We start from the raw sequence: 26,028 nt of genomic DNA, 5'->3' as shown, positions 1-26,028 counted from the left end.
GCGCGCCGGGGCCGCGCCGGGGCCGGTTCCCGGTAGTCTTGCCGGCGATCTCCGTCGATGGTCCGGGCGCACCGCGAAGCGCTCCGCCGATGAAACTCCTCCTCGCCGGGAACCGCCCGCGCGGTCGATGACCGAGCCCGGCGCGCCACGTGCGCGCAGCCGCTCCGACCTGCGCCGGCAGCGCAGGCCCCGCAGCCACCGTTGCTGGGACCACCTCCTGCTCGCCCCGCTCTGGCCCAAGCACGACGCCAACCTGGGAACGCTGCTGCGCACCTGCGATGCGGTCGGCGCCTGCCTCGTGGTGCCTCGGGAGGCGTGGGTCCGGCGGGCGGTGGAGAAGGGCAACACCCTCCGGCGTCGCAGCTGCGTGCACCGTGTCCCGGACCCGTTGCGCTGGCTGGAGGCGCAGCGGCGCGCCGGCAGCAGGCTGCTCGCCGTCGAGCTCGCCGACGAGGCGATCCGCCTGGGTGACCTGCCGGCCGCACGGCAGCGGACGGTGGTGCTGCTCGGTCACGAGAGCGACGGGGTCCCGCCGGAGGCGCTCGCACTGGCCGACGACGTCGTGGAGATCCCGATGATCGGCACGGGGCTCAGCCTGAACGTCGCGGTCGCCGGCTCGCTGGTGGCGTACAAGCTGGCGGGGATGCTGTAGCGCTCCGTGTCCGGCCTGCTCGTCCGCCGCCCGCTCTCACCGGCTGATCACCGCGCCCGGCGCGTTGCGGTCGAGGAAGCGGAGCAGGGCGTCCGCGCCCGCATCGGGGCGTGGGGCGACGACGAGGCGATCCACCCCGGCGTCCGCGTAGGCTTGCACGGTGGCCGGATCGAGCCGGCGTTCCGGGGTCACCGAGATGTGCAAGGCCCGGTCCCGCCCGGCGGCCGCGGCGGCCTTGCGCAGCGCGGCGACGTGGTCCGCAGTCGACTCCGGTTAGTGCATGTAGCCGTACCAGCCGTCGGCGTCGCGAACGGCGCGCCGGTGGGCCGCCGCGGCCCGGCCGCCGATCACCACCGGGAGCGGGCGTTGCACCGGGCGCGGGTGGGCGTCGACGCCCGCGAACCGGACGTGCGTGCCGGTGTACGCGGGCGTGTCGGACGTCCACAGCGCGCGCATCGCGGCGAGGTACTCGTCGGTGCGGGCGCCGCGCTCGGCCATCGGCACCCCGATCGCCGTCAGCTCCGGCTCGAGGTAGCCCGCGCCGATCCCGACCACGAGCCGCCCACCGGACACCACGTCGAGGCTGGCCAGCTGCTTGGCCAGGACCAGCGGGTTGCGCTGTGGCAGCACGATCACCCCGGTGCCGAGCCGCACGCGTGACGTGTGCGCCGCGAGGTGTGCGAGCAGGACGAGCGGATCGAGGATCGACTCGTCGGGCTCCATCGGTGACGGCGCCACGCGCGGGCTCGGCACCACCACGTGCTCGCCCGCCCAGAGCGAGTCGTAGCCGAGGTCCTCGGCGTGCCGGGCCACTCGTGCGGCGACCGCCGGGTCCGACTGGACGGCGGCGTTGTGCAGGAACAGGCCGATGGTCGGGGCAGTCACGCGGCCTACCGTAGGCAGGGGCGAGAGATGCGAGTAGCGACATCTCGGAAGGGCTGGCATTCCCGATGGACATGGATCCGGCCGACCTGCGGCTGCACGTCGCCGTCGCGCGGCACGGGTCGTTCACCGCTGCGGCCGTACGGCTCGGGTACACGCAGTCGGCCGTGTCGCGGCGGGTCGCCGCGTTGGAACGGGCGGCGGGCGTCGCTCTCTTCCAGCGCGACGCCCGCGGTGTCCGGCTCACGGCCGCCGGTGCGGTGCTGCACCGGCATGCCCAGATCGTGCTGCGGGCGATGGACGACGCGGTCGCGGCGCTCGCCGCGGTGCGGGACGGCACGGCCGGACCGCTGCGCCTCGGTGCCGTACCCACGGCCAACGCGACGCTCGTGCCACGGGCCCTCGCACGGCTGGAGGCGGACCACCCGGAGGTGGAACCGCGGCTGCGGGAGGGCGGCAGCGTCGACCTCGCCGGCGCGGTCGCGACGGGCGACCTCGACATCGCGGTGGTGTTCGCCGTTCCGGTCGAACCCGCGCCGGCCGGCGTCGAGCTGGTCGATCTGGTGCGCGACCCGCTGCTGGTCGCGATGCCGCGCGACCACCGGCTGGCCGGGGCTCGCGAGGTCCGGCTCGCCGACCTGGCGGGTGAGCGCTGGGTGCAGGGCACACCCGACATGGCCGACGAGCTGTTCGCCGCCGCCGAGCCGGCTCCCGAGCACGTGTTCCGGGTGAGGGAGTGGACCGCGAAGCAGGGATTCGTCGCCGCTGGACTCGGCCTCACGGTGGTCGCGTCGCTCGCGGCCGACGGCGTGCGGCCGGACGTCGTGCTGCGCCCACTCACGGGCGCCGGTTCGGCGCGCCGGGTGGCGGCGGTGCTCCCACGGCCCGCACCGTCCGCCACGGCCGTGCGCCTGCTGGAACTCCTGCGCGAGGTCGCCGCGGAGCTGGACGCCGCCGCCCGGAGCGTCAGCGCGAGGCCGAGGCAGCCGCGTCGAGGTACCGGGTGAGGGCTTCGCGGTGGTGGGCGAGCTTGTCCATGCGCGCCTCGATGTTCTCCAGCACCTCCTGCAGGAGGGCGGAGAGGCCCGGGCACGCGTCGAACCGGGGAGGCTTGCCTTCGGCGCAGGGGAGCACCTCGCGGATCACCTCGGTGGGCAGGCCGGCGTCGAGCAGGGCGCGGATCTGCCCGACGATCATCGGGGCGCTCTCGGCGTAGTCGCGGTAGCCGTTGGGCAGCCGGGTGGAGGTGAGCAGGCCCTGCTGCTCGTAGTACCGCAGCAACCTCGGGCTCACCGACGTCAGCCGCGCGAGTTCCCCGATGAGCATGGGACCAGGCTACGGGGGTCAGTGCAGACGCGGGTGCCGCTGCAGCGCACTGCGCGCCACAGCCAGCTCGTGCGCCACCTCGGCGGCGATCAGCTCGGCGTGCAGCGCGGCCTGCCGGGCATCGGCCCCGGCGAGGGCGCGGTGGCGATGCACCAGGTCCTCGAGCGAGGTCAGCAAGCGGTCGGCGATGGACTGGTGGATGGACTCGCGGCTGTGGGTAGGCACTGGGATCTCCTCGTGAGGTGTCGGACGGACGGGAATGCCGTTCGTCCGACACCGCGCGCTCGCGTCGCGGCGCAGGTCCCGATCGCGCCGGGAAACGAGCACCGGCACGGTCATGGCCGAGCGGCCGAGAAGCCGGAGAAGAGCAGGACCGCGAGGCCGAGGCCGACGGCCAGGTTCACCACGGTGGCGCTCGCGAACACGCCGATCGGGCGCCAGCCGGCCTCACGCAACGGCGCGACGCGGAACTCCAGCCCGATCGCGACGAAGGCGAGGATCAGGAAGATCGTCCGCAGGTCGTTGACGGTGGAGATGAGCGGCCGTGCGGCGGCCGAGCCCACCGCATCGGTGAACACCGTCGCGATGATCGACGCCGTGAGGAACCCGAGCACGAACTTCGGAAACCGCTCCCACAGCTCCCTGGCGCGGGGCCGGGCGGAGCCAGCGCTGTGTTCGACGCGGAACGCGAAGTAGGCGGTGAGTGCCACGGCGACCACACCCAGCAGGGCGTTCTGGGTGGTCTTCACGATCGTGGCGATCTGCAGCGCCTCCTCGCCGACGACCGCACCCGCCGCGCTGACGGCCGCCGTCGTGTCGATGTTGCCGCCGACCCACGCCCCGCCCACCGCCGGGCCGAGGTCGAAGGCGTCGACGAGGGCGGGAAGCAGGAAGATCGATGGGAGCGCGAAGAGCACGACCAGGCTCGCGGTGTAGGCGAGCTGCTCGCGCTTCGCCTGGACCGCTCCCGCCGCGGCGATCGCCGCGCTCACCCCGCAGATCGAGACCGCCGACGCCAGCAGGGCGCGCAGCTTGTCGTCCAGCCCGAGTCGGCCGCCGAGCCACCACGTGAACCCGAAGACGACGCTGATCAGCACGAGGGCCTGCGCGATCGCCGGTCCGGTGACCCGCACGATCACCGCGATGTTGATCGAGGCGCCGAGCAGCACGAGCCCGGTTTTGATGAAGAACTCGGTGCGGAACCCGGCGGCGAGCCGATCGCGCAGCCCGAGCTGGGCGAGCGCCACGTTGCCCAGCAGGCCCAGCACGATCGCGTACACCGGGTACTCGATGACGGCCGCAACCTCGCCGAATGCCGAGCCCTCTGTGGCCGCGGGGATCGTCTGCTCGAGGTATCGGGTGGCCGCGCCCAGCACCAGTACGACAGCGACGCCGACGAGCGCCCATCCGGTCGTGGCCACGGAGGCGTCGACGGGCGCTCGGGTGCGCTCCGCTGCGGCGCCCATCAGGGCACCAGCCAGCCGGGCAGCAGTTCGCTGAGTACCAGCGCGAGCAGCAGCAGGCCCACGATGGTGGCGGTCCAGTCCTCGTTGAGCGCGGTGCGGCGGGCGCCTCGCACCGCGGGGTCGTCGGGAGATGTGTCGGTCATGGCTCGTCCTGTCGACGGAGGGTCCGGCTCGCCACGCGGCACCGGAGGACGGTCCGTCAGGGACGACAGGTGGAGCTGTGCACGTGACCGTGGTCGACGTGCCTGCGCCGGACCGCGGTGATCATCCGAGGGCCAGCCCGCGAGCCCGCAGGACCCGCCGCTCGATCGGTCGGAACGCCAGCAGTTCGATGCCGACCCCGACGAGCAGGATCAGGAAGATCGCCGCGATGACGCCGGGCATGCTGTTGAAGTCGCTGCCCTCCTTGAGGTAGGCGCCCAGGCCGATGCCGAGTTGCGGGGAGGTAGCGATGATCTCGGCCGCCATCAGCGAGCGCCAGGAGAACGCCCAGCCCTGCTTGCATCCGGAGAGGTAGCCGGGCAGCGCGGCGGGCAGCAGGATCAGGCGCGCGGAGTCGAGCCGACCGGCGCCCATGACCTTCCCGACGCGCGGGAGGATCGGCGGGACCTGGTCGATGCCGGCCACGAGCCCGTTCGCGATCGACGGGATCGCGCCGAGCAGCACCACGAAGTAGATCGTGGCGTCGGTGAGCCCGAACCACAGGACGGCGGCCGGCACCCACGCGACGGACGGGAGGCTCTGCATCCCGGCGAGCAGCGGGCCGATCGCGGCCCGCACGACCGGGACCTTCGCGACGAGGAGTCCGAGCGGCGTGGCGATCACCACCGAGGCCAGGAACCCGAGGACGGCGCGGTGCACCGAGGTCCAGACGATCTCCCATATCCGGCCGTCGACGACGGTGCCGACAAATTCCTGCCAGACCGCGAGGGGCGCGGGCAGCTGGTACTCCGGGTAGATCGCCGACGCCCAGACCGCCTGCCACACGCCGAAGAAGAGCGCCAGCGCGATCAGGGGCGGCAGCACGGTGCCCAGCAGCCGGCGCAGCACCGGCTCCCGAGCGGTCGCGGGGGTGTCGAGCGCGTCGAGACCGGCGCCGACGGCCGCCGTGTCGACGGTGCGCGCCTCGGGGAGAACCTCAGGTCCGGCCATGGGTCGAGATCACCTCCCGCAGCCGCGCCGTGATCTCCTCGGTGAGCTGCTCGCGGTCGGGGCCCGCCTCCGCGACGTTCCACTCCCGCACCACCGTGCCGGGCCGCGACGAGAGCAGCACCACCCGCTGGCCGAGGCGCACGGCCTCACGGACGTCATGGGTGACGAACAGCACCGCGGTCCGGGTGGCGCGCCAGATCCGCTGGAGCTCGCCCTGCAGGAAGTCGCGCGTGATCGCGTCGAGCGCGGCGAACGGCTCGTCCATCAGCAGGAGCCCGCCGTCGCCGTCCTCCGTGGCGGCGAGGGCCCTGGCGAGCGCGACGCGCTGGCGCATCCCACCGGAGAGCTCGTGCGGGCGCTTGCGGGCCAGCCCGTCCAGCCGCACGAGATCGAGCAGCTCGTCGGCGCGCGCCCGGCGCGCCTTGCGGCCTGCGCCCGCGAGTCGTAGAGGGAGCTCCACGTTGCGCCCGGCGTCGAGCCAGGGGAGCAGGGCGGGCTCCTGGAACATGACGGCGGGGCGCTTGCTTGCCACCGCGACAGTGCCTCTACTTGCCTTGTCCAGCCCTGCGACGAGGTTGAGCAGCGTGGTCTTGCCGCAGCCGGACGCGCCGAGCAGCACGACGAACTCGCCGGGCTGCACGCGCAGGTCGACCCCCTCCAGGGCCGTCACGGTGTCGTTGCCGCGGCCGAAGACCTTGCCGACGCCCTGCAGGTCGACCGCGACGCGCTGGTCGGTGGCGACGGGCCGGTCGAGGATGGCGGTCATGAGTTGCCTCCAGGCTTGTCGAGTCCGGCGGCGTCCACGGCGGGGGCACCGGTCGCCTGCAGTTCGGTGTTGAGCGGGCCGACGTCGACGAAGCCGGCGAGGTCGGTGGGCGACTCGGTGATGCCCGCCGTGACGCTGTCCTGGGCGAGCTGCGGGAACGTCGACGCGAGGGGGTCAGGGGCGAGGGTGATGTTCCGGAAGGCACGCTCGATCACCGGGGCGGCGAGCGTGTTCCCGGTGAGCTTCTCCAGACCCTGGTTGACGATCGTCTGCGCCTGGGCGGGGTCGCGCCCGGCCAGGTCGATCGCCTTCAGGTGCGCCCGCAGCACCGCGCGGACGGTCTCGGGGTACTGCTGCAGGAACTCGGCACGGACCAGGACCACGGTGGTCGGGAACTGCCCGTTCGGCCAGAGGGTGCGCTCGTCCAGCAGCACGCTGGCGCCGGCGTCGAGCACCAGCCGCGAGCTCCACGGCTCGGGGAGCCAGCCACCGTCGACGCTGCCCTCGCGGAACGCGTCGAGGGTGCGCGGGTTGTCGAGGTTGGCGATCTTGACGTCCTGCGGTCCGTCGCCTGCGGTGAGCCCGTTGGCCTGCAGCCACTTCTTGAGCGCGATGTCCTGGGTATTGCCCAGCTGCGGGGTGGCGATCGTCCGGCCGCGGAGCTGATCCGGGCTGGTGATCTCGGGCTTCACCACGAGCTGCGCGCCGCCCTCGGTGGCGCCGGCGACGAGTCGGACGGCCCCCTCCGACTTCGCGAAGGCATTGATCGCTGGGCCGGACCCGATGTAGGTGATGTCCAGCGAGCCGCCGAGCAGCGCGTTGACCGCGTCGCCACCGGCGTTGAAGGTCTGCGGGGTCAGTGTCGTGCTGCCGAGCTCGGCGGTGAAGAGTCCCTGTTCGACCGCGATGATCGCCGGGGCGTGCGTGACGTTCGGGAAGTAGCCGAGACGCACCTCCTGGGCGACGCCTCCGTCGACGGGGGCGGCAGGCTCGGAACGGTCGGGTTCGGCGCGCGAACACGCCGCTGCGGCGAGCAGCGCGACGACAGCGGCGATCACGGCTAGGGGGCGGAGCCGGGGCATGGGTGTCCTGTCTGGAGTCCGGGGGCAGGCGGCGCGGGCGCGCGGTGGCGTCAGCGGGCGGTGCGGAGACTCAGCGACAGAACTCGTCGAACGCGTGGCACCGGCGCGACGGCCAGAACCGCTCGAGATCCGAGTGCAGGAACGCCCTCATCGACGACTCAGGCCGCCGAGAACCGGCGGGCAGCAGCGCGGACGGGGACACCACACCATCGTGCGTCCCCGAAATTGCCACGACAACCGGGTGTCCGCGCTGCGGGATGGCGCTGAAATGTCCGGACTTCTGCCGGTGGGCGCCCGGGGCGCCGGCCGATCTTTGTCCGTACCTTCTGGATGGAACTCTGACCAGCGGTTTTGTCGGCGCGAACCGGATCGGCGCACGGTGGTCAGCGGGTGCGGGCCCGCCTCGCGGGACGAAACGGGTTGCCGGCGTGAGCAGGACCACGGGTGGGCCACAGACTGGACGCAGCTGCGTGCTGCTCAGCTGGCCGCACGCCGATGTGCGGAACCGGCGACGGTATCGTCGTAGCGGTCGAGAACCGCGAGGACCACGCCCGGATCGGCCGCGAGCGCGTCGGCGACGAGCGCGCCGACTGCGGTGCCGTCCCGGACGATCCGATCGGGCAGCAGCCCTGGTGCGAGGATCCATTGGGCGACGGCGACCCTGCGCGCCCCACGGGCGCGGAGATCAGCGACCGCCTGGGACACGGTGGGGGTGGTCGTCGTCGCGAAGGCCGCGCTGCCGCCGTGCCAGCCGAACCGGCGGGTCCAGCTCGCCACGAGCTCCGCCACGGCGGCGTTTGCGGGGGCGTGCGACGAGCCGATCGCGGCGAGCACGACCCCGAGGCCGGGGTCGTGCAGGCCGGCGACCGCGGACCTGCTTGCAGGGTCGGCCATCAGCACCGCAGACCTGCTTGCGGGGTCGGCCACGAGCGCCGTGGAGAGGCGGCGCAGCGCGGCCGTCGAGAGGCCCCGGTGCCCGCCCAGCACCTCACTGGTCGTGATGTCCAGGCCGGGCAGGCGGGCCGCGGCCTGGGTGACCGCGCCGGGTACGTCGACGCTCGCGTGGAAGGCGTGCCCGAGCAGCAGCGGTACGACGACGGCCCGCCGGTGCCCGTCGGCGGCCACCGCGTCGAGGACGTCCGGCAGCCGCGGCGCGGACAGGTCGAGGAAGGACAGGCGCACGTCCAGCCCGGGGCGCTGCCGGCGCACCTCCTCGACCAGCTCGGCCACCGTGGCGGCCGAGCGTGGGTCGCGACTGCCGTGCGCGACGGCGACGAGTGCCGCAGACATGCGCTTACGGGGCCACCGCGAGCGGCGTGCCCACCAGCCCGGCGGCGAGGGTGTTGCCGGTGGGCGGGTCGATGAGCAGGAAGCTGCCGGTGGCGCGGATGTCGGCGTACTCGTCGACGGGCAGCGGGTCGGCTGTGCGCAGCGCCGCGTGCGCGATGTCGTTGATCCCCAGCTGCTCGGGCGCGGGCTCCCAGGTCGGGACCTCGGAGTCGAGCGACAGCCGCTCGCCCACAGCGCCCACGACCACCGGGGTGACGCGGGTGCCGTGCTTGAGCAGCAGCCGGGCACCGGGCCGCAGTGGCTTCTCGGCGAGCCAGCACAGCGTGGCGTCCAGCTCGTCGGTGACGCGTGGGGGCTCGGCGGCCGAGGCGAGCACGTCGCCGCGGGAGATGTCGATGTCGTCGTCGAGCAGCACGGTGACGCTGCGGCCTGCGGCGGCGGCGGCCAGGGGCCCGTCGGCGGTCTCGACAGCGGCGACCGTGGTGCGCGCGCCGCCGGGGAGCACTACGACCTCGTCGCCGGGAGCGACGGTGCCGGCCGCGATCTGGCCTGCGTAGCCGCGGTAGTCGTGGAGCTCATCTGTCCGGGGACGGATCACGTACTGCACCGGCATGCGGAACGGCGCGGCCACCTCGGGGCCGGTGACCGGCACCGACTCCAGGTGCCCCAGCAGCGTCGGGCCCTCGTACCAGGGGGTGCGCTCGGAGCGCTCCACGACGTTGTCCCCGACGAGTGCCGAGACCGGGATCGTGACGACGGCGTCGTCGGCGAACCCGAGCGAGCGCGCGAGCCCGGCGAAGTCCTTCGCGATCGCGGCGAGCACCGCCTCGTCGTAGTCGACGAGGTCGATCTTGTTGATGGCCAGCACGAGCCGTGGGACGCGCAGCAGCGCGAGCACCGCGGCGTGCCGGCGGGTCTGCTCCACCACGCCGTTGCGGGCGTCGACGAGCAGAACGGCCAGTTCGGCGGTGGACGCACCCGTGACCGTGTTGCGCGTGTACTGCACGTGGCCCGGGGTGTCGGCGAGCACGAACTCGCGCTTCGGGGTGCCGAAGTAGCGGTACGCGACGTCGATCGTGATGCCCTGCTCGCGCTCGGCGCGCAGACCGTCGACCAGCAGCGACAGGTCCGGTGTGGACAGTCCCTTGTCGACCGACGCGCGCTGCACCGCCTCGATCTGGTCGGCGAGCACCGACTTGGTGTCGTACAGCAGCCGCCCGACGAGCGTGGACTTGCCGTCGTCCACGCTGCCGGCGGTGGCGAAGCGCAGGAGATCTCGCGCCGTGCCGTTCGAGGCCCTCGAATGCTCGGTCATGTCAGAAGTAGCCCTCGCGCTTCCGGTCCTCCATGGCGGCCTCGGACAGTCGGTCGTCGGCTCGCGTGGCCCCGCGCTCGGTGAGCCGCGACGCCGTGACCTCGGCGATCACCTCGTCGAGCGTGGTCGCGGTGGACTCGACGGCGCCGGTGCACGAGCCGTCGCCGACGGTGCGGTAGCGCACCGACCTCTTCTTGAGTGTCTCGTTGCCGCGCGGCCCACCCCACGGGCCTTCGGCGAGCCACATCCCGTCGCGGCGGAACACCTCGCGCTCGTGCGCGAAGTAGATCGGCGGCAGCTCGATGCCCTCGCGCTGGATGTAGCGCCAGACGTCCAGCTCGGTCCAGTTGGAGATCGGGAACACGCGGACGTGCTCGCCGGGGGCGTGCCGGCCGTTGTAGAGGTTCCACAGCTCGGGCCGCTGCTTGCGGGGGTCCCAGCGGCCGAACGCGTCGCGCAGGCTGATGATCCGTTCCTTGGCGCGGGCGCGCTCCTCGTCGCGGCGCCCACCGCCGAAGACGGCGTCGAAGCGGTGCTCGTTGATCGTGTCGAGCAGCGGCACGGTCTGCAGCGGGTTGCGGGTGCCGTCCGGGCGCTCGACGAGCCGGCCGTCGTCGATCCAGTCCTGGACGTGCGCGACCTCGAGGCGGAGCCCCAGCCGCTCGACGAGCCGGTCCCGGAAGTCGATGACCTCCGGGTAGTTGTGGCCGGTGTCGACGTGCAGCAGCGGGAACGGCACCGGTGCAGGCGCGAACGCCTTGACGGCCAGGTGCACCAGCAGCGTGGAGTCCTTGCCGCCGGAGAACAGGATCACCGGGCGGTCGAACTCGCCCGCGACCTCGCGGAAGATGTGGATGGCCTCGGACTCGAGGGCGTCGAGCGCATCGAGCGCCGACGCCGGGGCGATGGGCAGCGTCGCGGTCATGAGACGTGCAGCCCGCACTCGATCTTGCCGGTGCCCGCCCAGCGCCCGGAGCGCTTGTCGGCGCCAGGGGCCGGCTTCGCCGTGCACGGCGCGCAGCCGATCGACGGGTAGCCCTCGGCGACCAGCGGGTTCACCAGCACGTTGTGCTCGGCGATGTAGGCATCCATCTCCTCGTCGGTCCACGCGGCGATCGGGTTGATCTTCACGAGCCCGAACTTCTCGTCGTACGTGACGAGCGGGGTGTTCGCCCTGGTCGGCGCCTCCACCCGGCGCACGCCGGTGACCCACGCGTCGTACCCGGCGAGGGTGTTCTGCAGCGGCGCGACCTTGCGCAGCGCGCAGCACTGGTTGGGATCACGGGCGAACAGGTCCTTGCCGAGCAGCGAGTCCTGCTCGGCGACCGTGTGCTCCGGCCGCGCGTTGACGATCCGCACGTCGTAGACGGTCTCGACGGCGTCGCGGGTGCCGATCGTCTCGGCGAAGTGGTAGCCGGTGTCGAGGAACAGCACGTCGACACCCGGGCGGGCCTTCGCGGCCAGCTCGACGAGCACCGCGTCCTGCATGTTCGACGCCACGATCATGCGCTTGTCGAACGTCTCGGCGGCCCAGGCGAGCACCTGCTGCGCCGTCGCGTCCGGGCCGAGCTCGGTCGCGCCGCGCTCGGCCAGCGCACGTAGATCGACTTCGGTGGCAACACTCATCGTTCTCCCTCGCTGCGCTCGGTCGTCCGCTTCGCGGGGACGCTGTGTCGACTGTTCGCTCCGCAAGCTCCGCTCACCGGGTAACCTCCGGGACTCCGATACCGATCATCTTCAGCGAGAAGGTGCGCAAGCAGGCCGCGCAGTACCAGGCGCCGTGCGACGCCTCCGACGGGCGCAGGTCCTCGTCGCCGCAGTACGGGCAGTAGAACGGAACGGCTCTCTCGCTCATTTCAGGTCGGCCTCCTCGGCCCGCAGCACCCACTGGGCGAACCGCTCGCCCTCGGTGCGCTGGGCCAGGAAGCGGCGCACGAGACGCTCGACGTAGTCGCCCAGCTCGGCGCTGGTGACCTTCAGGCCGCGCAGCTTGCGGCCGAACCCGGCGTCGAGCCCGAGGCCGCCGCCCAGGTGCACCTGGAAGCCCTCGACCTGGTTGCCGTCGGCGTCGGTGACGATCTGGCCCTTGAGCCCGATGTCGGCCACCTGCGTGCGGGCGCAGGCGTTGGGGCAGCCGTTGAGGTGGATCGAGATCGGCACGTCGGGGGAGACACCGGCGAGCCGCTGCTCCAGGTCCTCCACCAGCCGGATCGCCCGCTCCTTGGTCTCGACGATCGCGAGCTTGCAGAACTCGATCCCCGTGCAGGCCATCGTCGAGCGCCGCCACGGCGACGGGGTGACCTGCAGGCCGAGGGCGGCGAGCTCGGCGGACAGCGACGCGACGTTCTCGTCGGGCACGTCGAGCACGACGACCTTCTGGTACGGCGTGAGCCGCACCCGCCGCGAGCCCGCCGTTTCGGCGGCCTTCGCGAGCGCCACCAGGGTGGATCCCGAGACGCGGCCGGACGCGGGGGCCGCGCCGACGTAGTTCAGGCCGTCCTTCTGCTTGTGCACGCCGACGTGGTCGATCGGCCGCTCGGGGATCACGGGCGCGGGCCCGTCGGCCAGCTTCCGGCCGAGGTACTCCTCCTCCAGCACCCGGCGGAACTCCTGGGCGCCCCAGTCCGCGATCAGGAACTTGATGCGGGCGCGGTGGCGCAGCCGGCGGTAGCCGTAGTCGCGGAAGATCGAGACGATGCCCGCCCACACCTCCGGGACGTCCTCGAGCGGCACCCAGGCGCCCAGCCGCTGCGCGATCTTCGGGTTGGTCGACAGGCCGCCGCCCACCCACACGTCGAAGCCGGGCCCGTGATCGGGGTGCTCGACGCCGACGAACGAGACGTCGTTGACCTCGTGGGCGATGTCCTGCAGCCCCGAGATCGCGGTCTTGAACTTGCGCGGCAGGTTGGAGAACTCCGGGCTGCCGATGTAGCGATCGAGGATCGTGCGGACGGCAGGCGTGCCGTCGATCGTCTCGTCGACCGAGATCCCCGCCACCGGCGAGCCGAGGATCACGCGGGGGGTGTCACCGCACGCCTCGGTGGTCTGCAGCCCGACCGCCTCGAGCTTCTGCCAGATCGCCGGCACGTCCTCGATCTCGATCCAGTGGTACTGGATGTTCTGCCGGTCGGTGACGTCGGCGGTGTCGCGGGCGTGGTCCTGGCTGATCTCGCCGACCACTCGCAGCTGGTCGGTGGTGAGCGCCCCGCCGTCGATGCGGACGCGGAGCATGAAGTAGCGGTCGTCGAGCTCCTCCGGCTCGAGCGCCGCGGTGCGGCCGCCGTCGATTCCGGGCTTGCGCTGGGTGTAGAGGCCCCACCAGCGGAACCGGCCGCGCAGGTCGGCGGGGTCGATCGAGTCGAAGCCGCGCTTGGAGTAGATGTTCTCGATGCGGGACCTGACGTTGAGCCCGTCGTCGTCCTTCTTGGTGCGCTCGTTGGGGTTGAGCGGCTCGCGGTGGCCCAGCTTCCACTGGCCTTCGCCGCGCTTGCGTTTCACGGGCGTGGTGGGGGGCAAGGCGGTGCCTCCGGATCGCAGCACGGCCGCACCGCGCGGGACTGGCGGCGGGGCTCGGAGCTGAGGTGGTGGGGTCGGGGCGCGAGATCAGCGGGACCGACAGAGCGCGCTGCTCACCCGGCGCAGATCCACGTGGCGGCGGGCCACGAGTCGCAGGGTCAGCGCATGCATACCTGCAAGGGTGCCACTTGTCCGGTCCACGATCCATCGGCGTCCGCATGCTGGGAGCGGGCTCACACGGTGTTCGCCGAACCGGCCCGCGACGAGGACCGCTCGTCCTACGCTCATCCGTCGTGGCGGCGGACGAGATCGACCTCACAGCTCGCGACCGATCCGCCCGTGTCGTGCGGTGGATCGGCCACGTGCTCGTCCTGCTGGTCGCCGCGGGCTGCCTGGCCTCCTTCGTCGCAGGGCCGGAGGAGACGGCCGTGCGGCTGATCGCCGGCGGCGCCGGTCTGCTGACCGTTCTCCTCTACGCCTGGGTGCTGGTCACGCGCCGTCGGCTACCCACCCGGCTCGTGGTGGACCACGAGGGGATCCGGGTGCGGGACGGGCGCGGGAAGGTCGTCGTGCGCCTGGCCTGGACCGAGCTGTCCGGGGTGGGTGTCATGACGAACGGTGGGTCGCTGCCGGCAGCAGCGTGACGCGGCCGGCGACCTGGTGCCCTGGGTGAGCCGCCGCATGGTCCGGGTCCCGATCTGGCTGGAGCTGTACCCGGCGGACGCCCAGGCCGTCGCGCGGCATCCGGAGTTGGAGCGGGCCTGGACGCTCGGCGGGGTCACGGCTCCCGGCGAGGAGCGCAGGTGGCTGGTGAGCCTCGGCGACGGGCAGGGGCAGGAGTTCCCGGTCGGCGAGGCCGTGCAGCGCCGGCGGCCGCGGCTGTGGCGGGGTCACCGGTCCGGCTCGTTCCTGCTGGGTGGGGAGGGGGCCTCGCGCGTTCCTCGGGGAGCGCCCCGGGCTCGCAGTGTTCGCCTGCGGTGAGCGCTGTGCTGTGCTTGATCTGTGCTTGATCTGCCTCCGCCGCGCTCCGGCGGCTGACGTGGGCGCAGATCGCGGTGGGCTTTCACCCGTGCCGGGCGTGGCCGGGTGCCCACCGTTTCGGCAACGGTCAGCGGGCCGAATGCCGGATGAGGAGCCGCAGATGTGTGCCGAGTCCACGCCCGCGCCGGTGACGCCCCCGACGCAGACAGAGCCCGGTCTGGTCACCGGCCTCGTCGTGTTCGCCGGGACGTTGATGGTCGTCGTCGGGGTGTTCCACGCGCTCGTCGGGATCGCCGCGCTCGTGGACGACAAAATCTATGTGACGACGCCGAACTACATCTACTCGGCTGACATCGCGATGTGGGGCTGGCTGCACCTGCTACTGGGAATCCTCGTCGCGGTCGTTGGAATCGCGGTTCTCCGGGGACGGGCCTGGGGCCGGGTCGTCGGGATCGGGCTCGGTGCGCTCGGCCTCGTCGCCAACTTCCTCTTCATCCCCTACCACCCGCTGTGGTCCGTACTGATCATCGCCCTCGAAGTCGCCATCATCTGGGCACTCGCCACCTACCGCGACGCTCGTGACGACACGTCGTGATCCACCCTGGCCGATGCGAATGACATCGGCTGCCCGCCCCACCCACCCGCCCCGGACGATGCGTGCCCGTTCCGGCGTCGGCACCGTGCGGGGACACTGCACTAGAGCTTTGGGCGGATTCCGTGACCTTCACTGAGACGATGGAGCACGTCGCGACCGGCGTGGAGTTACTGGGTGTCGGGGTGCTCGTCGTGGGAATCGCGTGGTCGGGCGTGCGCGCTGCGATCGGGTGGGTCCACACGTCGGATGGTCGTCGCACCTACGCCGAGCTGCGTGAGAGCATCGGCGGGAGTCTGCTGCTCGGCTTGGAGATCCTGGTCGCAGCGGATCTCATCAAGACCGTCGCCGTTGCGCCCACCGTGGACAACGTGCTCGTGCTCGGTCTGATCGTCCTGATCCGGACTTTCCTCAGCTTCTCGCTGCAGATCGAGATCGACGGGGCATTGCCGTGGAGGCGCGGCCGTCGTGAAGCCGGCTCTATCCGTGGGGCGAGCCCGAGGGGGTCGTGAGCGGCCTTCCCCGTTCCTCGAACCCTTCGGCGAGCCAGGACTTCGCCGCTTCCAGCGCGCTCACGGGGAAGCCGCGGATCTGCCCGGGTGCAAGCACCGAAAGAAGCCGCAGCGCCGGCCGTAGCCACTCCTCGTCGGTCACGACCGCCACCTTCTCGTACGCCGAGGGATGACGCGCCACGGAGCGGACCTCCTCGCCGAATGCGTCCGCCTCGTACTTCCGCATCCGGGGACCGAGCAGGTACAGGACACGCACCTTCCCGCCCTGCGCTATGTGGTTGCGCAGGACGGGGCCGACCGTGTCCTCGACGTCGTCGTCGTCGACCTTTCCGACGGCTTCGAACCCGAAGGTCCCTGTCGGCATTCCGCTGATCCGCTCGAACATGTCCACCCTCCCAGGGACCCGGACGATGGTGTCAGCACGCGGACCGGCGGGCGACGACAACCGCTCCGAGCACGAGTACGAGTACCGCTGCGATGATGAGCGCGATCTTCACGATGGCCTCCTCGGCGGAACGGTCCATGCTCGGTGGAGCCGCCGGGGGCGACCGCGGCAGTCCCGGCCGTGTCCGGTGTTACACCGTCGCGGGCATCGGCCTCTCGCGCGTCACCCGCTGGGGGTGATGCCGCTCTTCCCGGCGGCTGTCACGGTGACCTGCATCGACTGGGAGCGCGCTCGTGCGCGGAGACCGGATGCGAGGTTCCCATGGCCGATCGGTCTGGAATCGCCGGTCCCGAGCGCGTGGCGGGCCGGCAGAAGCTGCTCGCCGTCCTGCTGGCGATGGCGATGTTCGTTCTCGTCGTCGACACGTCGCTGATGAACGTCTCGATCTCGGCGGTGGTGCGCGACCTGGATACGACCGTCAGCGGCGTGCAATCGGCGATCGCGCTGGAGGCGCTGGTGTCCGCCGCGTTCATCCTGATCGGCGGCAAGGTCGGCGATCTCGTCGGGCGCAAGGCCGCTTACGTGACAGGACTGCTGGGCTACGCCGTCGGCGCCACGGCGATGACCGTCGCGCAAGGCCTGACCGCCATCATCGTCTTCTGGGCCATCGTGGGTGGTATCGGCGCCTCGCTGTTGCTGCCGGCAATGCAGTCGCTCATTCACGGAAATTTCGAGGGCGGGGCACGGAAGAAGGTGTATGCCCTGGTCGGGGCGGCGGCCGCGATCGCCGCGGCGGTCGGGCCGCTGCTCGGCGGATTCATCACCACCTTCGTGACCTGGCGGCTGGGCTTCGCGCTCGAGGTCGTCGTCATCGCCGTCGTCCTCTCCGGGATCCGGCTCGTGCGCGACGTGCCCTACACAGGGGCACGGGGTGTGGACCTGGTGGGTGCGATGCTCTCGGTGCTGGGCATGGGCGGCGTCGTGCTCGGCGTCCTGGTCTGGCAGGAGGGCGGCGAGTTCGTCGGGGCGCTCATGGTCATGGGCGTGGCCGCGATCGTCGGGCTCGGCTTCTGGCTGGTGCGGCGCAAGCGCCGCGAGCGGCCCGCCCTGCTCGATCCGGACCTGTTCCGGTCGGCGCTGTTCCAGGTCGGCGTCTCGCAGCAGTGTCTTCAGCAGATCGCGCTCGGCGGAATGATGATCGCGCTCCCGATCTACCTGCAGATGGTGCTCGAGTACAACGCGTTGCAGGCGGGGCTGTCGCTCGCCCCGCTGTCGCTCAGCATGTTCGCGGTGGCGTTGATCGCGGGGAAGCGGGCAGGCCGACGGCGCCCGAGCACCGTCGTCCGATGGGGGTTCCTGCTCTTCGCGATCGGGACTTCCCTGCTGATCCCGATCGTGCCGCGGGCGGAGTTCGGCTGGGCCCTCCTCGTCCCGCTGGCGGTCGCGGGGACAGGGCTGGGGCTGCTGGTCTCGCAGCTGAACAACTACACGCTCTCCCCGATCCCGGAGGCGCGGGCCAGCGAGGCGGCCAGCGTGAACTCGGCGGCGGGATCGTTCGGACTGTCGCTCGGCCTGGCCCTCGCAGGCGCCGTCATGCTCGCCGCACTCTCGGCCACCTTCACCAGCCGGACGGAGGAGAGCACGGTGCTCCCGCCCGCCGATCAACAGCGGGTCGCGACCGCGCTCGAGCGCGACGCCCAGGTCATGAGCAACACCGAGCTCTCCCGCCTGCTGGCCGAGGAGCCGGCGGAGATCCGTGACGAGATCATGCGCATCAACACCGAAGCCCGGCCGCTCGCCCTCCAGATCGCGCTGCTGGTGCCGCTCGTCGCCGCCCTCGCCGGATTGATCAACTCGTTCCGCATGGGGCGGCTCCCGGATCCCAAACCCTCCGGTTCGGGCGACCTGGTCCTCGGCTGACGAAGCGCGGCCCATTGCCGGAGCCCCGTTCGTCGAGCACGCCTGCGATCCAACACCGCCTCCGCCTCGTACTTCCCGCGTCCGGTGCTGCGGCCGGATGGCCTTCCAGCGGTGGTTGATCGAGGTCGGGCCGGCCGGGGGAGACCCCGGCCGGCCCGAGTGCCCTAGCTCATCGGCGCCGCACCAGCCGCCGGGCGACGCGCCGCCCCGTGCGGCGACCAGTTCGGCGCGCGATCCGCCGGTGAGGTCCCAACATCGCTACACCACCCCTGTTCAGACCGTGTCCGCCGACATCGCAGCGAGCGCTTCGGCTTCTTCCGCCTCGACGAGCCCCACCGCGACCAGGTCCAGCGGGCTGATGAACTCCGATGCCAACCGCACCCCGCGAGCCCGCATGATCGCGTCCCGCAGCGGGATCGCCCAGCGGTGTTCGAGCAGGATGAGCGCGGCCGCGGAGTCCTCCGGGATCTCGGCGAGCGCATCCCACGCTTCCTCTCCGAACACACCGCCCTGGTCGGCGACCCGCTCGGCCCCGGCGGCTGCGCCCGCCTCGACTCCCACGCCTTCGCCCAGCCCCACCAGCGCGCCGACCAGCGCCCCGAACTCCACCATCTCCTCGGCGGCGAGCTGGCTCTCCTTCAGCGCCGTCACCTCGCCTCCCGCCGTCTTGTGCACGCCGAGGAAGTCGATCACCCGAACCGTGTCGTTGTCGCGCAGGCGCTCCAGCTCCGCCCGGATCTCCCCGTGGAATTCCGGACGGTCGAACCCGAGCACCAACAACTGCACCGGACCGATCGTCATCGCAGCTCCTCCTTCGTCTTCGCCGACCACCGAAGGCTCTACTCCGCGCACGACGTCAGCACCGCCCGAGGCGGATGAGTCTGGGCGACCGGACGCGTCTTCTGCCTCAGTCGATCAACGGCTCCGCGGCCACGACCTGCCCCGAGCCGATTGCCGAGACGAGCGCGCCGTGGTCGTCGGTGTTGCGGTCGGCGTACCGGCGGGCGAACTCGGCGACAGCGACGTCGAAGGAGGCCCCGGAGCCGAGGTAGGCGGCGATCGCGATCCGGTCCCCGGATCGGGCGTGAGCGCGGGCGAGCGTCCACCCGCACAGCTCCCCGTACGCCTTCATCCCCGCAGGGAGCATCGTCTCCACCTCGGCCGAGCCCTTCCAGTCCCGCAGCTGACGGAGGTAGAAGTCGCGGCGACGGCCGTCGAAGCCGGAGACCCGGATCCAGCCGAGGAAGATGTCGCTGACCGTCTGCATGAGCCGCTGCCCGACCACCACCCGTTGGCCGGCGTTGTCGTACTCGCTGCGCCCGACGTAGGCCTCCAGCGCCGACGGCTCAGCCTCCTTGGCCTGCAGGAACAACGGGTCCCGCTCGTCGGTGCCGAGCAGCAGGAGCATCCAGCACCGAGTGCCTACACTGCCGACCCCGACGACCTTGCGCGCCATGTCGACCAGCTGGAACCGGTCGAAGAGGGCCCGCCGTTCCGGCTCGAGCGTCTCGCGGTACCGGGCGAGCATGTCCCGCAACTGGGCAGCCAGCTCGTCCGGGTCGGTTCCGGGCTCCACGAGGTCCCGGACCGGGACGACGAGCGGGGCGTCGGCCAGCAGGCGCTGCTGCCCGTCCTGCTCCCCGACGAAGCGCCGCAGCGCCCCGAGGTTGCCGCGAGTGCGTGCCTTCGCGAAGGTCTTGGAGAGCAGCTTCCGCCCGGACCGGGACACCTGCGAGCCGAACCGCTCGGCCAGCTCGTCGGAGGTGATGTGGGTGTACCAGACCTCGAGCGAGGTCTTCCCGGCGAGATCACGCATGCAGTTCCGGTAGGCGGCGACCGACGCCTCGACGATCGCGCGCCGCTCCTTGGCCGGGTAGCCGTTCTCCCGGCCGGCGACCTCGACGCTGGTCGCGAGACGCTTGACGTCCCACTCCCACGGCCCGGGCAGCGTCTCGTCGAAGTCGTTGATGTCGAAGACCAGGCGACGCTCCGGGGAGGCGAAGAGCCCGAAGTTGGACAGGTGCGCGTCACCGCACGCCTGGACGGTGAGCCCGGTGCGGGGGGTGGAGGCGAGGTCGTCGGCCATGACCTGCGCCGCGCCCCGGTAGAACGTGAACGGCGAGACCGCCATCCGGGCGTACCGGATGGGCAGCAGCTCCTGTACCCGGGTCGCGTCCTGCGAGCTCAGCAGCTCCAGTGGATCCCGATCGCGGCGCGCGGGAGGCAGCTCGGCGTGACTGGAACGGGGAACCTCGCTCCGCAATGCTCGTCCCGTTGCCACCCGCTCCGCGCGCGTCGGGTGCCGCACCTCGGCGGCGCCCGGGGTTCCTGCGGCCGCCCTCGTCCGTGCAGTGGTCCGTGTCATCGCGCACTCGCCTTGCGTCGAGCGGAGTGATGAGCGTGAGCATCCTTGGCCTGCTCGTCCGCGGTGTCGGGCTCGGTCTGCTCCACAGGCGGCGCCGACTGGTCGCGCGTCGCCGTCTTCCACGTCAGCTCCACCTCGAACTCGACCTCGTCCCGGTCGATCTCCACTTCGACCTTGCAGCGCACCTTCCCCGGGACGCGCACCTTCATCTTCGTGGCACCGAGTTCGAGCTCGACCTCGCCCTCGTCGGCGAGCGCCGCGGCGAGCGCGGACAGGTACCGGGCGGTCTCGTCCCTGGTCAACGGCTCCTTGTAGGTGACTTCGACGTCCGACATAGCGTGGCTCCGATGGGTTCGTCCGGGCGCCGGGATCGGCGTCGGGTCTCAGCGGGGTGTGAGGGCCTGGTCGATGACCAGACCCAACCGCGCCAGCAGCTGTTCGGAGTCCGCGGCGCTGATCACACCACCTCGAGCGGCGGCGCGGACCTCCGCCCGGAGGAAAGCCATCAGCTCCTCCACCCACAGGGCCTGCTCGGATGGGACCGGTGCGAACGCGACGCGGCCGCCGGGAATCCCGGCGGTCGGCCTCGGCGGGACCACTCGCAGGTGACGGAATCCGTCGGCCAGATCGTCCGCCATGATCGTTCCTTTCGCGGTCCGCACATGTGCTCCTGCGCTGCCATCGCAGGTGGGTGCAGTCTCGACCGTCAGCCGGCGGGACACCTCATCCGCGCGGGGTGAGCGTCCCTCCCGGCGCGGCGGCGTGCTCCTGACCGTCGCCGACGTGCGCTCTTTCCTGTCGCCGGTGTCGTTCCACCGGCGGGCCTGCTGCGGGTGGTCGCCAGCCCGCAACCGCCGTCGGTGCAGGACGCGATGCTCGTGTCGGTCGCCGTCTACGACTGCGCGATGACGCCGGCTCGCAGGAGGTGCCGGGACCCGCGGAATCACCCGTCACGGATGGGGGACGCGAGCTCGCGAGGGGCCAGCGTTCGCGTGTAGCCGACAAGTGGCAGACAACGGAAGGAATCCGCGATGAGCACACCCGCCGCTTCCCGCCCGAGCGTGCCGGGAGGTCCGTCCGCAACGTTTGCGACCGGCTTCGCCATGTTCGCCGGCGTCCTGATGATCATCGCAGGTCTGTGGAGCGTCCTCACCGGAATCGCGGCGATCCTGGGCGACCAGGTGTACGTCACAACGCCGGAGTACGTGTACGCCTTCGACATCACCGGCTGGGGTTGGATCCACCTGATCCTCGGTGTGCTCGTGGCGGTCGCTGGCGTCGGCGTCGTCCAGGGCGCGACGTGGGGAGTCGTGTTCGGCATCGCGTTGGCCTCGCTCAGCGCCCTCGCGAACTTCGCGTTCATCCCTTACTACCCGGTCTGGTCGATTCTGATCATCGCCCTGGACGTCGTCATCATCTGGGCGCTCGTCACCTACCGACGCGAGGCGTGACCGCACGCGCGACGCGCCTTCGGTCCCCCTGGTTGTCCCCTCGTTCGTCCGACGCGGATGGAGGAGGCCGGGCACCGGGATGGGAGCGGGCGGCTGAAGGGTCGCCTGAGGCGGCTCACCCGAAGGAGAGATCGAAATGGTGCTGGCGGCGACTACCAGCGGCTACCCGGAGACCCTCGGCGAAAGGCGCTCGGGCTGCCGGCGGCCGAGCAGGCACGCTGACCCGTGGGACACGGCGACGGAGCCCGAAGGATGACCGCAGGAGAGGAAACCGAGTCGGCGCGCACGAGGCAGGTCGCAGGCATCAGGACGTTCGCCGGCGTGCTGATGCTCCTCATCGGCGGATACCACGCGATGGCCGGTATCGCCGCTCTGATGGAGGATGAGATCTTCATCGAGACCCCGAGCTACACCTACGCCCTGGACGTGACGACGTGGGGGTGGGTGCACATCGGGCTCGGCGTCCTCGTCGCGCTCGCGGGGGCCGCGGTGCTACGGGACCGGTTGTGGGGCCGGCTCGTGGGCATACTGCTGGCAGGGCTCAGCCTGTTCGCCAACTTCCTGTTCCTGCTCTACTACCCGCTCTGGGCGGCGCTGATCATCGCCTTCGACGTAGTGATCATCTGGGCGCTCGCGGCGTACCGACCTGAGCAGGCTTGATCGATTCGATCGTTCAGGCGACCAGGCGTTCGAAGGTGATGAGCAGGCCCTCGACGCCGCCCGGACCGACCCGGCCCTTGACCTCGGTGCTCGTGATCGCCTTGAGCTGCCAACCCTTACGGGCTTCGTCGTTGAGGACGTCCTCCAGCTTGTCCGGCGAGAACTTGCCGCCGATCATGCTCTCGCGCATCTGCAGGACCTGGTACTCGAAACGTTGCATGCGCCGAATGTGGCACGTCCTCCAGGCTCTCGCCTCGCCTCGATCAGGTGGTCGAAGGCTCAGCCGCGGGCCGCCGAGTAGATCTGTAGGAACAGTGCCTCTGTGAGAGCCATATCCGCGATCTCCTCGGGGTCGACGCTCTCGTTGGGCGCGTGGATCAGCGTCAACGGCTCCTCCACCCCGATCAGGATGATCTCCGCTTCGGGGTAGGTGTTCGCGAACACGGTGCAGAGCGGGATGGACCCTCCCTGTCCGAGCTCGGTCATCGGTGTGCCGTACGCGGCCTCCATCGCGTCGCTCATCGCCCGGTAGGCGGGCCCGGTCGTGGCCGCACGGAAGGGATGTCCGGCCGTCTCGACGTCCACCGTCACCCGGACCTGCCATGGCGCCACCTCCTTCAGGTGGCGGACGAGCGCCGCAGTTGCCTGCTCGGGTGTGACGCCCGGCGGGATGCGCAGGTTCAGGCGTGCCCGGGCCCGCGGCGCGATGGCGGCAGCGGACCCGACGACGCGTGGACAGTCGATCCCGAGGATGGTGAGTGCCGTACGCGCCCAGAGCATGTCGGCGACGGTGCCGTCGCCCAGCAGCGCCGCTTCGTTCGGCAGGCCGGCATCGTGCCTGAACTGCTCCGGGGGGTAGGCAGCGCCCGGCCAGACCTGGGTGTTCGGCAGGCCCTGCACGGTCGTGTTGCCCTGTTCGTCGCGCAGCGTCGCCAGCATCGCGACGAGCGCGGCAAGGGCGTCGGGTGCGGCGCCACCGAAGACGCCCGAGTGCAGTTCCGAGGTGAGCGCCGCCACTGCCACGACGACGTTGACCGTGCCGCGCAGGCTCACCGTGACCGCGGGCCGGCCAACCGCCGCGTTGCCGGTGTCGCAGATGAGGATCGTGTCGGCGCGGAGGAGGTCGGGGTGCGCGGGGACGAACGACTCGAGCCCGCCGGTGCCCTGCTCCTCGGATCCTTCGACGACCACCTTCAGGTTGACAGGAACGCCGTCCCCGAGGGCCCGCAGCGCCGTCAGGTGCACCAGGATGTTGCCCTTGCAGTCGGCCGCCCCGCGTCCATACCAGCGGTCGTTCACCTCGGTCAGTCGGAACGGCGGCGTGTGCCAGGCCTGTTCGTCCAGCGGGGGCTGCACGTCGTAGTGCGCGTACAGCAGCACGGTCGGGGCGTCCGCGTTCGCACATGCTCGCGACCCGATGACCGCGTTGCTCCCGTCCGCTGTCTCGGCGAGTCGTACGTCGCCGAAGCCGAGGCCGGCAAACCGGTCGGCCACCCACTTCGCGGCACGGAGGCACTCCTCCGGTGGGAACTGGCGCGGGTCGGCGACCGACCGGATGGTGACGAGCTCGGACAGCTCCTCACGGGCCTGCGGCATCAGGGCGGCGATGCGTTCGCGCAGGTCGACGTCGCTCACCGGTGTTCACCCACCCCCGGTCAGCCGCCGCGGACCGGCTCGAAGGGGTGGATCTCCTGCTTGCCCCGGCGCACGAATCCCCACGAGCCGTCCGGGACCTCGTTCCATGCTCCCGGGAGGTCACGCAGCGGTTCGGAGACGATCAAGCGGGCATCGGGTCCCAGGCGGTCGAGGACGTCCAGCTCCGGATGCAGCTGCCGGAGCTGGGCGACATCGGTCGAGTAGTACAGCGAGCTCGTGTTCCCCTCGCTCGAGTAGCGGAACGCCCAGATCGTCTCGCCGTCGGTGGTGGCAACGGTCATGTGGACCGGGTACTCCACTCCGCGGCGCCGGCCGATCTGTTCGGTGAGGCCGACGGCGCGGGCGACCGCGTTGGGCGGGTCCTCGGTCAGACCGAAGGTGAGGGCCAGGAAGAACAGGGCTTCGGTGTCGGTCGATCCTTCGATCTTCGGATACAGCGCCGGGTCGACCGCCATCATCATGTCGTGCTTGAGCTCAGGAAATCTCGCGAGTGACCCGTTGTGCATCCACAGCCAGCGGCCATACCGGAAGGGGTGGCAGTTGCTGCGCTGTACGGGCGTTCCGCTCGAGGCGCGGACGTGTGCGAACAGCAGAGGGGTGTTGATCTGGGTGGCGACCTCGTGCAGATTCTCGTCGCTCCAGGCGGGATGGGTGCTCTTGAACACGGCAGGCACCGAGCCGGTGCCGTACCACCCGATGCCGAAGCCGTCACCGTTCGTCGTAAAGCTCCCGAGCTTGGCATGCAGGCTCTGGTCGATGATCGAGTGTTCCGGCCGGAACAGCAGATCCTCGACGGGGACCGGGTCGCCGAAGTAGGCCATCCACCTGCACATCGCAACCTCGCCTGGCTCTGAACCGACTCAATCCCGGGCCGCCAATGAACCACGCCCGGCCTGCCGGACCTTCACCCGCGGAGGGTGAGCCGTGCTTGCCGACTACTGGGGCGTGCTCCGATGGCCATACCTGAGGCGCAGGTCGGCGAGGACCTCGACATCGAACAGACCACCGTTGTCGATGCGGTTGTCGTAGTTCTCGCTGCCCAGAAACAGCTCCAGCTGCCTTTGGGTGGACGCGTCCCAGCTGTCATCCAGCTCCCCTCGGTGGTAACCACGGGTTGCCATCAGGCTCTTCAGCTCGAGAGCGAGCTCGGGGTCGATCGGAACCAGGTTCGTCGGGTCGCTCGGAAAGTAGGAGAGTCGGTGCAACCGGTAGCATCGCAGCAGTTCCTGGATCGGCTGTTCATGATCGTATATGGAGATCACCACGTGCCGGTCGTCGAGTGATCCATAGCCGCCGTCGCGTCGCACCACCAGCAGTGCGGCGGATTGCTGACCTCGTATGTCACCGCCGGCCCGTTCGCCCGCCTGGAGGGCCGACATGAGTCGCTCCGCGAGCGAGGCGCGAGAGCCCTCGAACGCTGTGATCATACGATCGACCACAGCGCTGCCTGCGAGGCCGTTTCCCAGCGCGACGCAGTCATGACTCGCAGCGCTACCCGACCATCCGTTCCAGCTGTGCAGATCGGTTCCGGTGTACGCGGCGACGCGGCCGCGCCCATCGACCATGGCGAACTGCCGCTCGTGACGCCGGCTGTCGTCATTGAGCAGCACTTCGAGCGCTTGCTGCGGGGTGGCGCCGGATTTCAGCAGTTTCAAGCCGACGGATCCATGTCGTGGGTTTCCGAACCCTTGTGTCGCGACGACTCCGACGTCGGCCTCGCCGTAGGGGACGAGACTCCCGACCCCGGGAAACTTCGATTGAACGGCGACGCCCAGGTCACCATTGGAGGCATCGCGGCCGAGAATCGAGTACGTCATCGACGCCCCTTCACCAGCGGCAGGACAATTAGTCGGGCAGTCGCCCTCCCATCTGTCACCGGACCACCGTGCGAGGCGGGCGTCAGCAGCGCTTCACCCGATCATGGTGATCCGGCATGGCGGATTGCGTCGCCAAGACGTCGAAGCGGTCCTCGGGCCGGGGGCGTCCGCGAGGACGCGTCGCGCATGCTCGCCGTATCCGCCGGTCGACCGTCCCACGGCTCCCGCCGGCAGTGCTGACG

Annotated in this window: 34 protein-coding genes; 9 read left to right on the top strand and 25 right to left on the bottom strand. The window is 71.1% G+C overall.

Annotated features, from left to right (window positions below; translation table 11 throughout):
• Nucleotides 1-127 precede the first annotated feature (127 nt).
• Nucleotides 128-652, top strand: a complete 525-nt coding sequence (locus tag FHX44_RS06790) for a TrmH family RNA methyltransferase (protein WP_147254685.1) — start codon at nucleotides 128-130, stop codon at nucleotides 650-652.
• Nucleotides 653-688: 36 nt separating this feature from the next.
• Here the strand turns inward: FHX44_RS06790 and FHX44_RS42685 are convergent, their stop codons facing one another.
• The gene (locus tag FHX44_RS42685) at nucleotides 689-856 is read right to left on the bottom strand and encodes a hypothetical protein (protein WP_212612364.1); all 168 of its coding nucleotides are present in this window, start codon (nucleotides 854-856) and stop codon (nucleotides 689-691) included.
• A gap of 69 nt (nucleotides 857-925) precedes the next feature.
• Complete coding sequence (locus tag FHX44_RS06785; protein ID WP_212612363.1) at nucleotides 926-1,537, bottom strand: TIGR03619 family F420-dependent LLM class oxidoreductase; 612 nt, start codon at nucleotides 1,535-1,537, stop codon at nucleotides 926-928.
• Nucleotides 1,538-1,602: 65 nt separating this feature from the next.
• On the opposite strand from FHX44_RS06785, the gene FHX44_RS06780 reads away from it, so the two are divergent.
• A complete protein-coding gene (locus FHX44_RS06780; RefSeq protein WP_212612362.1) occupies nucleotides 1,603-2,541 on the top strand; it encodes a LysR family transcriptional regulator in 939 nt (312 codons plus the stop codon).
• Here FHX44_RS06780 and FHX44_RS06775 read toward each other — a convergent pair.
• The 14 genes from FHX44_RS06775 to FHX44_RS44155 form a co-directional block, all read right to left on the bottom strand.
• Nucleotides 2,501-2,860 carry a MerR family transcriptional regulator gene (locus FHX44_RS06775; protein ID WP_147254684.1) on the bottom strand — a complete coding sequence of 120 codons (360 nt, stop codon included), beginning with the start codon at nucleotides 2,858-2,860 and terminating at the stop codon, nucleotides 2,501-2,503. The two genes, FHX44_RS06780 and FHX44_RS06775, sit on opposite strands and share 41 nt — an antisense overlap.
• Before the next feature lie 18 nt (nucleotides 2,861-2,878).
• Nucleotides 2,879-3,085: a hypothetical protein gene (locus tag FHX44_RS06770; RefSeq protein WP_147254683.1), complete on the bottom strand. Its 207-nt coding sequence runs from the start codon at nucleotides 3,083-3,085 to the stop codon at nucleotides 2,879-2,881.
• A 110-nt stretch (nucleotides 3,086-3,195) separates the two neighbouring features.
• On the bottom strand, nucleotides 3,196-4,326 hold the full coding sequence (locus tag FHX44_RS06765) for a YeiH family protein (protein ID WP_147254682.1): 1,131 nt from the start codon (nucleotides 4,324-4,326) through the stop codon (nucleotides 3,196-3,198).
• Entirely contained in the window at nucleotides 4,326-4,469 is a 144-nt protein-coding gene (locus FHX44_RS41990; RefSeq protein WP_170308800.1) for a hypothetical protein, read from the bottom strand. The genes FHX44_RS06765 and FHX44_RS41990 overlap by 1 nt, the downstream gene beginning before the upstream one ends.
• A 121-nt stretch (nucleotides 4,470-4,590) precedes the next feature.
• Nucleotides 4,591-5,478, bottom strand: coding sequence for an ABC transporter permease (locus FHX44_RS06760; protein ID WP_147254681.1), 888 nt, complete (start codon nucleotides 5,476-5,478; stop codon nucleotides 4,591-4,593).
• Entirely contained in the window at nucleotides 5,465-6,244 is a 780-nt protein-coding gene (locus FHX44_RS06755; RefSeq protein WP_147254680.1) for an ABC transporter ATP-binding protein, read from the bottom strand. Before FHX44_RS06755 ends, FHX44_RS06760 begins: the two co-directional genes overlap by 14 nt.
• On the bottom strand, nucleotides 6,241-7,326 hold the full coding sequence (locus tag FHX44_RS06750; protein WP_147254679.1) for an ABC transporter substrate-binding protein: 1,086 nt from the start codon (nucleotides 7,324-7,326) through the stop codon (nucleotides 6,241-6,243). The genes FHX44_RS06755 and FHX44_RS06750 overlap by 4 nt, the downstream gene beginning before the upstream one ends.
• A 477-nt stretch (nucleotides 7,327-7,803) precedes the next feature.
• Nucleotides 7,804-8,616, bottom strand: coding sequence for a sirohydrochlorin chelatase (locus FHX44_RS06745; RefSeq protein ID WP_147254678.1), 813 nt, complete (start codon nucleotides 8,614-8,616; stop codon nucleotides 7,804-7,806).
• A gap of 4 nt (nucleotides 8,617-8,620) precedes the next feature.
• Nucleotides 8,621-9,931 carry a sulfate adenylyltransferase subunit 1 gene (locus FHX44_RS06740; RefSeq protein ID WP_147254677.1) on the bottom strand — a complete coding sequence of 437 codons (1,311 nt, stop codon included), beginning with the start codon at nucleotides 9,929-9,931 and terminating at the stop codon, nucleotides 8,621-8,623.
• 1 nt (nucleotide 9,932) lies between these two features.
• Complete coding sequence (gene cysD, locus FHX44_RS06735; RefSeq protein WP_147254676.1) at nucleotides 9,933-10,856, bottom strand: sulfate adenylyltransferase subunit CysD; 924 nt, start codon at nucleotides 10,854-10,856, stop codon at nucleotides 9,933-9,935.
• A complete protein-coding gene (locus FHX44_RS06730) occupies nucleotides 10,853-11,557 on the bottom strand; it encodes a phosphoadenylyl-sulfate reductase (protein ID WP_147254675.1) in 705 nt (234 codons plus the stop codon). The genes cysD and FHX44_RS06730 overlap by 4 nt, the downstream gene beginning before the upstream one ends.
• A gap of 73 nt (nucleotides 11,558-11,630) precedes the next feature.
• On the bottom strand, nucleotides 11,631-11,786 hold the full coding sequence (locus tag FHX44_RS41985; RefSeq protein ID WP_170308799.1) for a PDDEXK family nuclease: 156 nt from the start codon (nucleotides 11,784-11,786) through the stop codon (nucleotides 11,631-11,633).
• Nucleotides 11,783-13,471 carry a nitrite/sulfite reductase gene (locus tag FHX44_RS06725; protein WP_246170251.1) on the bottom strand — a complete coding sequence of 563 codons (1,689 nt, stop codon included), beginning with the start codon at nucleotides 13,469-13,471 and terminating at the stop codon, nucleotides 11,783-11,785. The genes FHX44_RS41985 and FHX44_RS06725 overlap by 4 nt, the downstream gene beginning before the upstream one ends.
• Nucleotides 13,472-13,534: 63 nt before the next feature.
• Nucleotides 13,535-13,618, bottom strand: a complete 84-nt coding sequence (locus FHX44_RS44155) for a putative leader peptide (protein ID WP_425468552.1) — start codon at nucleotides 13,616-13,618, stop codon at nucleotides 13,535-13,537.
• 122 nt (nucleotides 13,619-13,740) lie between these two features.
• Here FHX44_RS44155 and FHX44_RS06720 point away from each other — a divergent pair, with 122 nt between their 5' ends.
• The 4 genes from FHX44_RS06720 (at nucleotide 13,741) to FHX44_RS06705 (ending at nucleotide 15,532) form a co-directional block, all read left to right on the top strand.
• Nucleotides 13,741-14,091 carry a hypothetical protein gene (locus FHX44_RS06720; RefSeq protein WP_147254674.1) on the top strand — a complete coding sequence of 117 codons (351 nt, stop codon included), beginning with the start codon at nucleotides 13,741-13,743 and terminating at the stop codon, nucleotides 14,089-14,091.
• A gap of 25 nt (nucleotides 14,092-14,116) precedes the next feature.
• Nucleotides 14,117-14,428: a hypothetical protein gene (locus tag FHX44_RS06715; RefSeq protein WP_147254673.1), complete on the top strand. Its 312-nt coding sequence runs from the start codon at nucleotides 14,117-14,119 to the stop codon at nucleotides 14,426-14,428.
• Between the two features lie 160 nt (nucleotides 14,429-14,588).
• On the top strand, nucleotides 14,589-15,023 hold the full coding sequence (locus FHX44_RS06710) for a DUF7144 family membrane protein (protein WP_147254672.1): 435 nt from the start codon (nucleotides 14,589-14,591) through the stop codon (nucleotides 15,021-15,023).
• Nucleotides 15,024-15,163: 140 nt separating this feature from the next.
• The gene (locus tag FHX44_RS06705) at nucleotides 15,164-15,532 is read left to right on the top strand and encodes a DUF1622 domain-containing protein (protein WP_147254671.1); all 369 of its coding nucleotides are present in this window, start codon (nucleotides 15,164-15,166) and stop codon (nucleotides 15,530-15,532) included.
• On the opposite strand, the gene FHX44_RS06700 is transcribed toward FHX44_RS06705, so the two are convergent.
• Nucleotides 15,501-15,917 carry a SpoIIAA family protein gene (locus tag FHX44_RS06700; protein WP_147254670.1) on the bottom strand — a complete coding sequence of 139 codons (417 nt, stop codon included), beginning with the start codon at nucleotides 15,915-15,917 and terminating at the stop codon, nucleotides 15,501-15,503. The two genes, FHX44_RS06705 and FHX44_RS06700, sit on opposite strands and share 32 nt — an antisense overlap.
• Before the next feature lie 321 nt (nucleotides 15,918-16,238).
• Between FHX44_RS06700 and FHX44_RS06695 the strand changes: the two genes are divergently transcribed.
• Nucleotides 16,239-17,837, top strand: coding sequence for an MFS transporter (locus FHX44_RS06695; RefSeq protein WP_147254669.1), 1,599 nt, complete (start codon nucleotides 16,239-16,241; stop codon nucleotides 17,835-17,837).
• A gap of 273 nt (nucleotides 17,838-18,110) precedes the next feature.
• Here the strand turns inward: FHX44_RS06695 and FHX44_RS06690 are convergent, their stop codons facing one another.
• From FHX44_RS06690 to FHX44_RS06675, 4 genes are all read right to left on the bottom strand, one after another.
• Nucleotides 18,111-18,638 (bottom strand): hypothetical protein, encoded by a 528-nt coding sequence (locus FHX44_RS06690; RefSeq protein WP_147254668.1) that lies wholly within the window; start codon nucleotides 18,636-18,638, stop codon nucleotides 18,111-18,113.
• A 106-nt stretch (nucleotides 18,639-18,744) separates the two neighbouring features.
• Nucleotides 18,745-20,202 (bottom strand): DUF2252 domain-containing protein, encoded by a 1,458-nt coding sequence (locus tag FHX44_RS06685; protein ID WP_147254667.1) that lies wholly within the window; start codon nucleotides 20,200-20,202, stop codon nucleotides 18,745-18,747.
• Nucleotides 20,199-20,537: an amphi-Trp domain-containing protein gene (locus tag FHX44_RS06680; RefSeq protein ID WP_147254666.1), complete on the bottom strand. Its 339-nt coding sequence runs from the start codon at nucleotides 20,535-20,537 to the stop codon at nucleotides 20,199-20,201. Before FHX44_RS06680 ends, FHX44_RS06685 begins: the two co-directional genes overlap by 4 nt.
• 48 nt (nucleotides 20,538-20,585) lie before the next feature.
• Nucleotides 20,586-20,840 carry a hypothetical protein gene (locus FHX44_RS06675; RefSeq protein ID WP_147254665.1) on the bottom strand — a complete coding sequence of 85 codons (255 nt, stop codon included), beginning with the start codon at nucleotides 20,838-20,840 and terminating at the stop codon, nucleotides 20,586-20,588.
• Nucleotides 20,841-21,233: 393 nt separating this feature from the next.
• Here FHX44_RS06675 and FHX44_RS06670 point away from each other — a divergent pair, with 393 nt between their 5' ends.
• On the top strand, nucleotides 21,234-21,653 hold the full coding sequence (locus FHX44_RS06670) for a DUF7144 family membrane protein (protein ID WP_147254664.1): 420 nt from the start codon (nucleotides 21,234-21,236) through the stop codon (nucleotides 21,651-21,653).
• A 252-nt stretch (nucleotides 21,654-21,905) separates the two neighbouring features.
• Nucleotides 21,906-22,313: a DUF7144 family membrane protein gene (locus FHX44_RS06665; RefSeq protein WP_147254663.1), complete on the top strand. Its 408-nt coding sequence runs from the start codon at nucleotides 21,906-21,908 to the stop codon at nucleotides 22,311-22,313.
• 13 nt (nucleotides 22,314-22,326) lie between these two features.
• Here the strand turns inward: FHX44_RS06665 and FHX44_RS06660 are convergent, their stop codons facing one another.
• The 4 genes from FHX44_RS06660 to FHX44_RS06645 all read right to left on the bottom strand — a co-directional run bounded on the left by FHX44_RS06660 (nucleotide 22,327) and on the right by FHX44_RS06645 (nucleotide 25,786).
• The gene (locus tag FHX44_RS06660; protein ID WP_147254662.1) at nucleotides 22,327-22,533 is read right to left on the bottom strand and encodes a DUF4177 domain-containing protein; all 207 of its coding nucleotides are present in this window, start codon (nucleotides 22,531-22,533) and stop codon (nucleotides 22,327-22,329) included.
• Nucleotides 22,534-22,592: 59 nt separating this feature from the next.
• The gene (locus FHX44_RS06655) at nucleotides 22,593-23,948 is read right to left on the bottom strand and encodes a dipeptidase (RefSeq protein WP_147254661.1); all 1,356 of its coding nucleotides are present in this window, start codon (nucleotides 23,946-23,948) and stop codon (nucleotides 22,593-22,595) included.
• 20 nt (nucleotides 23,949-23,968) lie between these two features.
• Nucleotides 23,969-24,802 (bottom strand): class II glutamine amidotransferase, encoded by an 834-nt coding sequence (locus FHX44_RS06650; RefSeq protein WP_246170250.1) that lies wholly within the window; start codon nucleotides 24,800-24,802, stop codon nucleotides 23,969-23,971.
• A 102-nt stretch (nucleotides 24,803-24,904) separates the two neighbouring features.
• On the bottom strand, nucleotides 24,905-25,786 hold the full coding sequence (locus tag FHX44_RS06645; RefSeq protein WP_147254660.1) for a DUF1028 domain-containing protein: 882 nt from the start codon (nucleotides 25,784-25,786) through the stop codon (nucleotides 24,905-24,907).
• Nucleotides 25,787-26,028: the final 242 nt, after the last annotated feature.

Source organism: Pseudonocardia hierapolitana (assembly GCF_007994075.1).
In the GTDB taxonomy this organism is placed as follows: Bacteria; Actinomycetota; Actinomycetes; order Mycobacteriales; family Pseudonocardiaceae; genus Pseudonocardia; species Pseudonocardia hierapolitana.
Note: the sequence above shows the minus strand (reverse complement) of the source record. Positions and strands in the feature narration are given on the sequence as shown.